Source organism: Bifidobacterium sp. H6bp9 (assembly GCF_032193695.1).
GTDB lineage: Bacteria > Actinomycetota > Actinomycetes > Actinomycetales > Bifidobacteriaceae > Bombiscardovia > Bombiscardovia kimbladii.
Genome location: NZ_JASTZY010000001.1, coordinates 487,057 through 499,760, shown reverse-complemented (window position 1 = coordinate 499,760; position 12,704 = coordinate 487,057). Strand labels below are relative to the sequence as shown.

The following is a 12,704-nucleotide window of genomic DNA, read 5'->3' as shown; positions in this document are numbered from 1 at the left end:
TCCGGCCGGGTGGTGACCATCCATGTGGTCCACGCCGCCCAGGACGGGACTGTGCTGGCCCGCGAGGTCGAGCGCTTCGCCATCCGCGGCCGCGCCTACAGCGACCAGCTGCCCCAGGAGGCTCCCGAGTACGGCGGCATCCGCGCCGACACGGTGGACACGCCGCGCAGGCTGCTGCGTCGCGTCACCGTCACCGCCCCCAAGGACATGACCGCCTTCGCCCGCACCTCAGGGGACTTCAACCCCATCCATACCTCCAAGCGAGGTGCCGCGGTCTCCGGCCTGTCTGCGCCGCTGGTGCACGGCATGTGGCTGTCGGCCACCGCTCAATATGCGGCCCAGGCCACCGACGAGCAGGGTGTCCACTACGAGATCGCCGGATGGACCTACAACATGTACGGCATGGTCCAGCTGGGCGACAAGGTGGAGATCAGCCTGGAGCGTGTGGGCAAGGTCCGCCATGGCGGCCTGGTCCTGGAGGTCACCTGCAGGATCGACGGCCAGCTGGTCTCCCGCGGCACGGCGATCGCCCGCGCCCCAAGGACCGCCTACGTCTATCCCGGCCAGGGGATTCAGCAGCAGGGCATGGTCTTGGACGAGCGGGCCAAGTCCCCGGCGGCCCGTGAGACCTGGGAACGGGCCGATGCCCTGACCCGCAGCAAGCTGGGGTTCTCCATCCTGGCCGTGGTGCGTGACAACCCGCACACCCTGACGGCCAAGGGGGTCACCTACCACCATCCGGAGGGTCTGCTCAACCTGACCCAGTTCACCCAGGTGGCCCTGGCCACCGTGGCCTTCGCCCAGACCGCCCGCCTGCGCGAGTCCGGCATGGACATCTGGCCCGCCTACTTCGCCGGCCACTCCCTGGGCGAGTACAACGCCCTGAGCTCCTTCGCCGGGGTCATGTCCCTGGAGACGGTTCTGGAGCTGGTCTTCCACCGCGGGTCCACCATGCACTCCCTGATCGAACGCGACGAACAAGGGCGCAGCAACTACCGGATGGGCGCCCTGCGTCCCAACCAGTTCGGCGTGGGTGACTCCGGGGTCAAGCAGTATGTGGAGTCCGTATCCAAGGAGTGCGGCGAATTCCTGGAGATCGTCAACTACAACCTGGCCGGCCAGCAGTACGCCATAGCCGGAACCATCGCCGGTCTGGAGTACCTGCGTGCCGACGCCAACCGCCGGGCCAAGGAGGCGGGCGGCAAGCCGGCATTCATGTACGTGCCCGGCATCGACGTGCCCTTCCACTCCACACTGCTGCGCAAGGGGGTGCCCGAGTTCCGCGACACCCTGGACGCCCTGCTGCCCGAACACATCGACTACTCCCGCCTGGAGGGTCGCTACATACCCAACCTGGTTGCACGGCCCTTCCAGATGACCAAGGAGTTCGCGGCCTCCATCCTGGAGGTGGTTCCTTCCGAACGCATCAAGCAGGCTCTGGACGATCCCCAGGTCTGGGATCAGTATGCGGCCGACGACCAGAAGCTGGGCCGTCTGCTGCTGACCGAGCTGCTCTCCTGGCAGTTCGCCTCTCCTGTGCGCTGGATCGAGACCCAGGCGATCATGTTTGATGCCCCCGAGCAGGGCGGCCTGGGCGTGGAGCAGCTGATCGAGGTAGGGCTGGGCCATTCGCCCACCCTGGCCAACCTGGGCACCAAGACCCTGAAGCTGCCAGACTTCCGCGAGCGTCACGTGAGCGTCTACAACCTGGGCAGGGACGAGAGCCGGGTCTATCTGACCGACACTGATCCCATGGCCCCGGTTCAGGAGGAGCCCGCAGCTCCGGTCCAGGAATCCAGCCCTGAACCTACTCAGGCTGCTGCGCCCGCGCCTGCCCCTGCAGCAGCCGAGGACTCGGCCCCCGCTCCGGCCCCGGCGACCGGCGGCCCATCGGGTGCCGATGTGGCCGACCTGCCCTTCAAGGCCTCGGATGCCATCGCCGTCCTGCTGGCCTACTCCACCAAGATCCGCCCCGAGCAGATCGGGCAGACCGACACCACCGACACCCTGACCAACGGCGTCTCCTCCAGGCGCAACCAGCTGCTGATGGACATCAGCTCCGAGCTGGGCGTGGCCAGCGTGGACGGCGCCGCCGAGGCCAGCATGACCGACCTGAGCGCCCTAGTGAACAAGGTGGCCCCCAACTATCGGCCCTTCGGCCCGGTGCTCTCCGACATTGTGCGTGAGCGCATCCGCGACCTCTTCGGCCCCTCCGGCCTCAAGCTGCAGCAGGTGGAGCAGCGGGTCTCCAACGTCTGGCAGCTGGGTGCTGGCTGGGTCTCGGCCACGGTGGCCAGCCTGGTCCTGGACACCCGTGAGGGCGCCTCCTCGCGTGGCGGCGACCTGGCGCTCCTGCCCACCGAGGCTGTCTCCACTGTGCCTGCGGCCAATGCGCTGATCGACCAGGCCGTTCAGCAGGTGGCCCAGCGTCACGGCGTCACGGTCTCCATGCCCTCTGCAGGCGGTGCCGCCGGCGGTGCCGTAGTTGACTCCGCCGCCCTGGATGCCTTCGCAGCCCAGGTGACCGGCTCCGAGGGTGTGCTGGCCTCCACGGCCCGCTTCCTTCTGGACAAGCTGGGGCTTGAACCCCCGACCGTCCAGCCTGGCGAAAATGAGGATGCTGCCGTCGTGGCTGCCGTCGATGCCGAGCTGGGCAGCGACTGGCCCGAGCAGGTGGCGCCACGGTTCGAGGCCTCGCGCGCCGTCCTCTTCGACGATCGCTGGGCCAGCGCCCGTGAGGATCTGGCTCACATCTACCACGAGCACGACGACGACCGCAGCAGCCTGAGCTTCGTAGGAGCCGGACGCGAGGTGCACGATCAGGCCGTCTGGTACGCCGACCAGGCAGGCAAACGCGGCGAGCAGGATCTGGCCCGGGTCTTCAGCGGCATAGCTGACCAGGCCATGACCCCTGCCGACTCGGATCAGACCGCAGCACGGTTCGCCAAGGATGTGGCCGTAGTCACCGGCGTGGCTCCCAAGTCCATCGCGGGATCTTTGACTGCGGGCCTCTTGGAGGGCGGGGCGACGGTCATCGCCGTCTGCCACTCCCTGAAGCCGCAGACCGTCATCTGGGCCCGCGACCTCTATCGCCGTCATGCCGTAGGCGGTGCTCGTCTCTGGATCGTGCCCGCCAACCTGTCCAGCTACCGGGATGTGGATGCCCTGGTCGACTGGGTCGGCAACGAGCAGCGCAAGACCACGGGGGCTACGACCACCGTGCTCAAGCCTGCTTACGAACCCACCCTGCTGCTGCCCTTCGCAGCCCCCGCCATGCACGGGACCATGGCCGACTCTGGTAGGCTCTTCGAGTCCCAGGCCCGGCTCATGCTCTGGAGCCTGGAACGCCAGATCGCCGGGTTCGCTGGCATCGGGGCGGATACCGACGTCGACCACCGTCTGCATGTGGTTCTGCCTGGCTCACCCAACCGCGGCATGTTCGGCGGCGACGGAGCCTACGGGGAGGTCAAGGCCGCCCTGGATGCCATCGTCAACCGGTCCCGCCCCGAGCAGGACTGGTCCGGCCGGGTCACCTTCGCCCACCCGCTGATCGGCTGGGTTCGGGGCACCGGGCTCATGGGCGGCAATGATCCGCTGGTCCGGGTGGTGGAGCGCCACGGCATCCACACCTACTCCACCGGGCAGATGGCTGATTCCCTGCTGGATCTCTGCACTGTAGAGGCACGTCAGCAGGCTCTTCAGGCCCCGATTAAGGCCGACCTGACCGGTGGATTGGGCTCCAGCCCGCTGGACCTCAAGGCCCTGAAGGCTGAGGCTGCCCAGGACGACGATCCGTCGACGCCGGCTCCAGCCGGAAAGCCCGGGGATGCGCCCGCAGATGCCGACAAGGATCCAGACCGGGTCATCAAGGCCCTGCCTACACCCCGGGTGCCCGCCCAGGCCCCGGTGGATCTGCAGGATTGGCAGGGCGTGACCGCTCGGCCCGAGGATCAGATCGTCATTGTCTCCATCGGCGAGATGGGTCCCTGGGGTTCTGGCCGCACCCGCTTCGAGGCCGAGATGGGCATCCACTCGGATGGCCAGGTCGACCTGAGCGCCGCCGCCGTCCTCGAACTGGCCTGGAACATGGGTCTGGTCGAGTGGCAGGACAGCCCCAAGCCGGGCTGGTACGACACTGACGGCGAGCTGGTGCCCGAGCAGGACATCGCCGAGCGCTACCACGACCAGGTGGTGGCCCGCTCCGGCATCCGTCCCTTCGACGACGGCATGGGTTCCGACTACCGCCAGGGCACCAACGAGGAGGAGGTGGACGTCTTCCTGGATCACGACGTGGCCTTCTCGGTGCCCACCAAGGACATGGCCCAGGAGTACGTGGCCCAGGATCCTGACCACACCAGCATCGCCCGCGACGAGGAGTCCGGCGAGTGGACCGTCACCCGCCTGCCCGGTTCCCGCATCCGCGTGCCGCGCCGGGCCACCATGTCCAGGACCGTGGGCGGCCAGTTCCCCAAGGGCTTCGACCCGGTCAAGTGGGGCATTCCCGCCTCCATGGTCGGGGACGTGGATCAGATCGCCCTCTGGAACATCGTGACCACCGTGGACGCCTACCTGTCGGCCGGATTCACCCCGGTGGAGATCCTCCAGGCCGTGCACCCCTCCAAGGTGGCCTCCACCCAGGGGACCGGCTTCGGCGGCATGGCCTCCATGCGCAAGCTCTACCTGGACCGCTTCCTGGGCAAGGAGATCCCCACGGACATCCTCCAGGAGGCCCTGCCCAACGTGGTGGCCGCGCACGTCATGCAGTCCTACATCGGCGGATACGGCAACATGGTCCAGCCGGTCTCGGCCTGCGCCACGGCTGCGGTCTCCCTCGAGGAGGGCGCCGACAAGATCGCCCTGGGCAAGGCGGACTTCGTGGTCACGGGCGCCATTGACGACATCGGCGTGGAGTCGGTCATCGGCTTCGGCAACATGAACGCCACCGCCGATTCCGCCGAGATGTACGCCAAGGGCATCCAGCCGAGGTTCTTCTCCCGGGCCAACGACCGTCGGCGCGGGGGTTTCCTGGAGTCCCAGGGCGGCGGGACCATCCTGCTGACCCGCGGCGACATCGCCCTGCGCATGGGTCTGCCCGTGGCTGGTGTGGTCGGGTACATCCACTCCTTCGCGGACGGCGCCCACACCTCCATCCCCGCACCCGGGCTGGGGGCGCTGGCCGCCGGCATGGGCGGCAAGGACTCGGACCTGGTGCGCTCGCTGGCCAAGCTGGGCGTGAGCCCCGACGACATCGCCGTGGTCTCCAAGCATGACACCTCCACCAACGCCAACGACCCCAACGAGTCCGAGCTGCACAACACCCTTGCCCACGCCATCGGGCGGACGGACGGCAACCCGCTCTACGTCATCTCCCAGAAGAGCCTGACCGGCCATGCCAAGGGCGGCGCCTGCATCTTCCAGATCAACGGGCTCACCCAGCTCTTCCGGTCCGGGGTCATCCCGGCCAATGCCTCCCTGGACTGCGTGGATCCGGTCCTGAGACGCGACGACCATCTGGTATGGCTGGAGCAGCCTCTGAAGGTGGGCAGGATCAAGGCCGGACTGGTTACCTCCCTGGGCTTTGGCCACGTCTCCGGCATCGGGGTCATCGTCAGCCCCGGAGCCTTCGAAGAGGCTGTGCTCAAGACCTCCGGCCAGGAGGCCCTGGATCAGTGGCGTCGCCGGGCCAACGACCGTCTGGCCGCTGGTCAGCGCCACCTGGAGGAGGGCCGCATGGGTCGGGCCCCGCTCTATGAGCCCATCGACAACCGTCGCTTCCATGAGGACGGCCACGGGTATGTGGGCCACGAGATTGAGAAGGCCATGCTGCTGGATCCCCAGGCCCGCCTGGGTGCCGACGGCTACTACGACCGGAGCTGAGAGCAGTGTGAACCAGCAGGATTTCCGTCTGAAGCAATAGGCGGGAGTCCGGTGAGGGAACAGTCATTGCGATGATCGGGGAGGTGGGCCAGACGGCTTGCCTCCCTTATTGTCTTGCCATTGGGTGCGGCTGTCCCTTGTCTTCATGCCTTATGCACAAGGGCTCCCTTGCAGGTATACGAGCTATCTAGTCGTAGGGACTTATTGGTCATTGGAGCTGTGGTAATGGCTGCGCATAAGGGATTTTGTCCGAATATTGCCCGTATGTTGCTCAACCGGCGGTGTGCTATTGCCAGGCTGCGATTGGAGCCTTTTCACAAAAAGGTATAAAAAGTAGATGGGTGACCCAGATTTTACTTGGGATTATTGCTGGGCCACCCAAATGGCCGAACTCGTCTTGGGGGAGTGTCCGGCTTCTTACTCGTGCGAAGTTTTAGTGCTAGTGATCGCTGTAATGGAATTCCTACTGCTGAGGTTTGCTGCCATAATACTCATGGCAAGAAGCCCGACTATCATAGCCACGCCGATATTTTCCCCTTCAGCTGTGGGCAGGACGCCTACAGTAAGGGGGAGTCGCTGGTTGTCGATGTCGCCGGATCGGTCGATCGAATTGAACGTTTAGCGGACGGCCACTGTCACCATAATTGGTTGTATGCGGGGGTTGGGGGTGACAGTCCAGGTGCTATCGCTGTTTTGTTTCAGTCAGGTTTTCTGTTTCCGCTCAAGGATCACCTCATCTGACACACCGCTTGTAGGGAAAGGCATTTCGGCGGTACGAGGATTGACTGCATTGAGGGGATTCCCTGTTTTCAGCGGTCTATTCGGGTTGATTTCCTGGACATGAATCCTTATGTCTGGAGCAAGGCCCTGGGAATGGAAGGCACCTATGCTGCATGAAGTGATTTGTAAGGAGTACCGCTTTATTATTCGGAACAAAGGCAGGCAAACCCCGCGTGTGCACGATGTCGTCGCCCAGCTCTCACTAATTATTGACGCCACACGGATAGGCGCCCCTCATAGGAAGCGGCAGCCAGTGAATAAGGGTAACTCGTACTGACCGAGCGTTTCCGCTTAGGAACCGCACTCATCGGTGCTCACTGCGCTCGCGTGCATAGTCATATTGCAGCAAGGTATCGTTCATGTCTAAGGGAATACAAGGAACATCGTGACACCGAAAGCGACACCGCAAAATCCGAATATCGTAGCCCCAGCAAGTTGCTTCATGTAATCCGGCTTTCCCCAATTGTTTTTGAGGTCATTTGAACATGCTGACAGACAATGTTTAATAACTGATACCATTTCATTCCCTTTCTTAAGAAGGAGCTGCAAGATGCAAGACTGTCAAAATAGGTAGGGTCAATCCCGTCGATGCTGAAGCAGAACAAGTTGTCGCATAGGCTATGGTGCTAGCTGTGCATCAGCAAGTAGCATCCGACCTTATCTGCAAACAAATTTCATCTCTTCGTTAGTCAAAGCAGAAGAACCTGGCTAGCTTCTCGTCAATTATGTCTGGCTATAGTTCCCTTCTCGATTATGGTCAACTACTTGTTTTCCGCCATTCTCGTTTTTGAGAACCGCGTAATAGATATCTACTGATGTTGCTGTAAATGCTATCAGAAGAATTGATGCTCATACTGTTATCGCCAACATGATTTCAACTTTTGCAATCGATGCTCGGGCATAGTGGAACTCCCATTCTCGAAAGATAAAGTTGTTGTGTGTGGCGAATTTGTCGATGCCAATGTCAATTACTTCTGATTTTCATTCTCTAACACCGGGTGGCAGCACGTTATCAGTCTGATTCCCCTTGCTCTGCAAGAATGAATAAATCTTGCGGAAATCTGTCAGCCAAGTTCCGCGTAGAACATTTATTCTTTCCATCCATATCATCCGACAAGGAGTGGTCACCGCGTGAGCATGGATGATCCCGCGGTACTCCGGCAGTCACTGGAACGGACGAGGTGTTCCTTGGATCCACGGGATTGATCCATGGATACGCAGAGAAGCGATACTGGCGACGGCGCGATCTCTTATTCAGGGTGGATGAACCGCCGGAGGCTAGTCCACAGCCGCCAGGGATCAGAATTTCTGTACGGATCTTCACGATTACTCGCAGGGGAGGGGTAATCAGCGCCGGTTTCCATGGCGCCGAGGGGTTCTCCCCAGTGATGTATACGTACGTTTATTGCCAAGTTCAACCGGGCGATGACCGATGTACTGCATGTTCCGGCCGGCCCATGTGCTATGCTCTGTACCGAGCCAACGGCTTTGCGGGCGTAGCTCAATGGTAGAGCCTCAGTCTTCCAAACTGATTACGCGGGTTCGATTCCCGTCGCCCGCTCCACGATAATCGCTGATATTCCGCTATTTTTGGCGGGTTTCTCAATCACTTGGAGTGGTCAGGGTCAGGCCTGACTGAGCGAGATTCTCCCTAGTATTCGGCACTTTACGGGCTAAATGGGTACACGATAGGGTGCACATCGAGGACTGTTGGATAGTGGCGGTTGCCAGGCGGGTCAACAGCGTTATGCCAGCGTTGTGACTCCTGCTACTAACGCAGCGAAATCTTCTTTATTCTTTGCTCTTCTTTGTCGCGCTCGCTCACGCAGGAACAGAACTATCAATGAGGAAATTGGGATGTTGTGGAGTCTTCGAGTCCTGACTGGGTGATTTGCTGCATTGGCCGATGAGGGGCATACTCGGGCCTATGGATGATGCCGGGTTTGGACAAGTGCTGGGGTTGGGACATGATCTGGTCGATCTGGAGAAGTTCGGCCGACAGTTGGCTATGCCAGGCACGCGCATGACAAGCTTATTCTCGCCAAGGGAGCGGCGGCAGGCCGAGCAGCGCGCCCTGCTCAAGCATGACGACACAACGGCGCACTTGGCGGTGCGCTGGGCTGGCAAGGAGTCGGTGCTCAAGGCCTGGTCTCAGGCGCTGGGGTCTGAGCCGTCGCCCTATGGTTTGGATGATTTTCCCTGGAGCGGTGTGGAGATTCTGGACGACGGCCGGGGTCGGCCGAGTGTCAATCTAGAGTCCTCTGTGGAATCCAGGCTTTATGATTCCTTGCCTCTAACCGGTAGTCAGGTCGACCAGGTCGAGTTGTGCTGGCACATCGCTCTCAGCCATGATGGACCGGTGGCTTCGGCGGTTGTGCTTCTGTGCAGGTGCGTCTGAAATTAGGCCAGGCCATGTGACGCGTGTGACGTGAATTCCTAGTTATCGTGTTAACCAGCCAAGTAGAAGTCTTCGGTAGGTGGAGTGATGCTCTGACTGTGCCGAAGTCGAATTGGATGTTTAAGGTTTCAGATTCAGTAAGTGCGTGTATTACATGCGTCGTTCTAAGGGTTGACTGTGGCCCCCGTGTAGACTTTATACAGCCTCTTCTTGAGGCTTGTTCCCTGCTTCCGTGGGGATGATCCGTTGTGTCATTAGGATTTTATGTGTTCCCTGAATAGTCAGGGCATATAAAACAACTTGTGTCATTAAGAGATTATAAATTTGGTGAATTCCACTTCTTCGTGCTATGCTCAAAAATTGTTACAACGAAGTTGTCCAATTGACAGAGTCGCTGAGCTGAGAGCGGGGGAACAATGAGCGGAGCGATACCAACAGATTTGGATCTGGATGCCAAAGCCATATCCCTGTGGGGCAAGACTAATCTGCTTAACGAGGATGACTGGCTACAAGTTTTCGCGCATTTGAGCGATTCCGCTGCAGTGGCCAGGTATCTTTGGCGTGACTGGGTGCCCTGGGGCACTCGAGAGATCATCATCCGCGATGTTGGTGATCCGGAATTGGCTCGCAAAGTCTGCATGTTCATCACCGGTGTCCATGATATCGGTAAGGCAACCCCGGTTTTCCAAAGCAAGCCGTTGACACATGCACCGGGCATGCAGGATCTCTCCCTGCAATGGAAGCCTAGACAGGCTGGCCTGCGGTTCCCTGATGTTCCGATTACGGTTACCAATTATCCCACCCATCCCATAGCGGGCCAAAGAATTCTGGAGTCTTATCTGACGCAGGTACAGCATTGGAGCAAGTCAGTGGCTGAATCCTATGCCTGTGTTGTTGGGGGGCATCATGGTCAACCGCCGACGCGTCAGGCTCTGTGCAAGTCCGATGAGGATGTGCGGATGGGCACTGCTCCGGGTTATGAGGACTGGGCTGAAGTCCAGCGCCAACTGATTGAATTCGTGGCCAAACAGTGTGAGCTCAGTGACGATGACTTCACTCAGCTGAGCAGAAGGCAGCTCAATATATATGCCGAATCTGTGCTGGAAGGTCTTGTTATCATGGCCGACTGGATCGCCAGCAACAGTGACGATGCTCTGTTCCCCCTGGTGCCGCTCAATCCTGCGAGCTACGACGAACAAACCTGGGACAGGATGAATTCAGTACGTACGCGCGCCGGCCTTAAGGCCCGTCAGGAGCGCGGATGGCGTAACCTCGACCTGCCTCCTAAGTGGCAGCCGATTCACGAGCAGATCAGCATAGAGGAGCGCTTTGCCTCCAGGTTTGATCTGCCGGCAGGTGCCAATCCCAGACCAGTCCAAGAGAAGGCCGCGCATTTGGCGGAAACGATCAAGGACCCGGGCATCATGGTTATCGAAGCGCCCATGGGCGAAGGCAAGACCGAAGCAGCCCTGGCCTGTGCGGAAATTCTGGCTGAACGAACAGGCAGGGGAGGAGTCTGCGTGGCCCTGCCGACAATGGCTACTACCGATGCCATGTTCTCACGGTGCAAGAGCTGGATCGACAGATTGCCTCAGCCTGAAGGGCGTTCTGAGAAATCCACCTCACTCAGACATGGCAAAGCTGCTCTCAACAAAGAATTCATATCAATGACGGCTTCAGCTAAGGGTTCCGCTACATCATCAGTCTTTGATGATGATGCCCCTCAAGGCTCTGGTGCGCAAAAGGCCGTCTATCCCGAGGCAGTGGTGAATGACTGGCTGCGAGGCAGGAAGAAAGGGGTGTTGGCTAACTTCCTGATCTGCACTATTGATCAGGTGCTCATGGCCGCTTTGCAGATGAAGCACGTAAGTCTGCGGCAGCTGGCTCTAGCCAACAAAGTTGTCATCATCGACGAATGCCACGCTTACGACACCTACATGCGTGAATACCTCAAACGGACCTTGGAATGGCTGGGAGGATTCCACAACCCAGTCATTCTTCTGTCGGCAACCCTGCCTGCATCGCTGCGACGTGAGCTGGTTGATGCTTATATTAAAGGGTATGCCTCGGTGCTCAACGGATCGAGTAACCATGCGGAGCAGTCCCCCGAAGTTGCACCACGTCGTTTTGCAAGCATGGAGGCGTTTACTGATTGTTACTCCAGACCGCACACCGATAAGGCTTCGTCCCTTTTACAGTCAGGCGACAAGCAGCCCTCTAATGAGGAGAAGGACTCTGACGACCTGCATGCTTATCCGCTGATTACTTACACGTCTGGAACGACCTGCCAGGCTAGCTCGGTGCAGCCTTCGGGTCGTGTGGTAGACATCGAATGTCATGTCATTGACGACGATCTTGAGCATCTGTCAGATTTGCTGCAAGAGCGTCTGGCTGTAGGTGGCTGCGCCGCTGTGATCTGCGACACCGTAGATCGGGCCCAGCAGACTGCTGCAGCTTTGACCCATGTATTTGGCCCGGACCAGGTCAGACTCACGCATTCACGTTTCATCGACCGGGATCGTATGGACAACGAACGAGAACTCCGAGAGCGCCTTGGTCCGGATGCAACCCTAGCCAATGGAGGACGTCCTAGTCGATTGATTGTCGTGGGCACGCAGGTTCTGGAGCAATCCCTGGACATCGATTTTGACCTTATGGTCACCGATATAGCCCCGGTGGATCTGTTGCTACAGCGCATGGGTCGTTTGCATCGCCATCGCCGTGGACAAGGTGAGCGTGACCGTCCAGCTGGTCTGCGGAAGGCCCTCTGCTATCTGCGGGGCATAGCCTCTTGGAACGCGGATGGCCCGGAATTTCCTGACTATGTAGACAGGGTCTATCCACCGGCATCCCTGCTTGAAGCCCTTGCTGTGCTTGGACTGCAGGGGGACAGCGCCCACCGCTTGCTGCAGCTTCCTGATGATATCGCTCCGCTGGTTCGCACAGCTTATGATTCTGATGCAGTTGCACAGCTGATACCCAAAGCTTGGCAAGAACGGTATCGGCTGGATGCACATAAGCGTGCCGAAAAGGATGCGGAAGAGATTGACAAGGCCCAAGTCTATTTGATGAAAGATTCGGCCCATCTACTGCAGCAGTCTCACACCTTGGTGGACCTATTTACGAGCACTGTGGACGCCAGGTCGGAAGCCAAAGCCAGACAGGCTGTCAGAGACACTCATGATTCAGTGGAGGTGGTGCTTCTGCGTCGGTGCGGTGATAAGTATGCGCTTCTGCCCTGGATTGGAGGCGATAGGGTACCTTGCGGGGCTCCTGTGCCTACAAAAACCGAGCCTGAGAACCGGCTGGCGCAAGTGGTGTTGCGTTGCTCGGTAAATCTGCCGGATCGCATCTGTCGTGACATTGATGCTCTGATCAATGAACTAGAGCTCCGAGCCAGTGACTGTGTTGATGCATGGCATCAATCGCCTTGGCTGGATGGCTGCTTGCCTCTGGTCTTAGATCAGGAGAAATCCAATTCGGATCGTCGGAGATTTGTCACCACTGTGCATGGTTACCTTATCGGATACACCCATGAGGATGGGCTGACGTGTGCGAAAGCCGACGAGGACGGAAAGAGCTGAACTTTGCAGTGCCGCGCTAGTTGCCGGCATTTCCACGTATGAGCAACCGAACAAGCAGAAAGGAC

Annotated in this window: 2 protein-coding genes, 1 tRNA gene and 1 pseudogene; all 4 read left to right on the top strand. The window is 59.9% G+C overall.

The window, feature by feature from the left end:
- Positions 1 to 150 precede the first annotated feature (150 nt).
- Positions 151 to 5,877 (top strand): annotated as a pseudogene (locus tag QRX40_RS08735) (acyltransferase domain-containing protein); the annotation flags it as partial.
- 2,270 nt (positions 5,878 to 8,147) lie between these two features.
- Positions 8,148 to 8,221, top strand: a tRNA-Gly gene (locus QRX40_RS02105).
- Positions 8,222 to 8,563: 342 nt separating this feature from the next.
- Positions 8,564 to 9,055, top strand: a complete 492-nt coding sequence (locus QRX40_RS02100; RefSeq protein WP_313835951.1) for a holo-ACP synthase — start codon at positions 8,564 to 8,566, stop codon at positions 9,053 to 9,055.
- Between the two features lie 416 nt (positions 9,056 to 9,471).
- Positions 9,472 to 12,639: a CRISPR-associated endonuclease Cas3'' gene (locus QRX40_RS02095; protein ID WP_313835949.1), complete on the top strand. Its 3,168-nt coding sequence runs from the start codon at positions 9,472 to 9,474 to the stop codon at positions 12,637 to 12,639.
- Positions 12,640 to 12,704 lie beyond the last annotated feature (65 nt).

Bases quoted from the DNA above. Each gene is read 5' to 3' on its own strand.
- QRX40_RS02100 (WP_313835951.1), top strand. From the start codon at position 8,564: ATGAGGGGCATACTCGGGCCTATGGATGATGCCGGGTTTGGACAAGTG.
- QRX40_RS02095 (WP_313835949.1), top strand. From the start codon at position 9,472: ATGAGCGGAGCGATACCAACAGATTTGGATCTGGATGCCAAAGCCATA.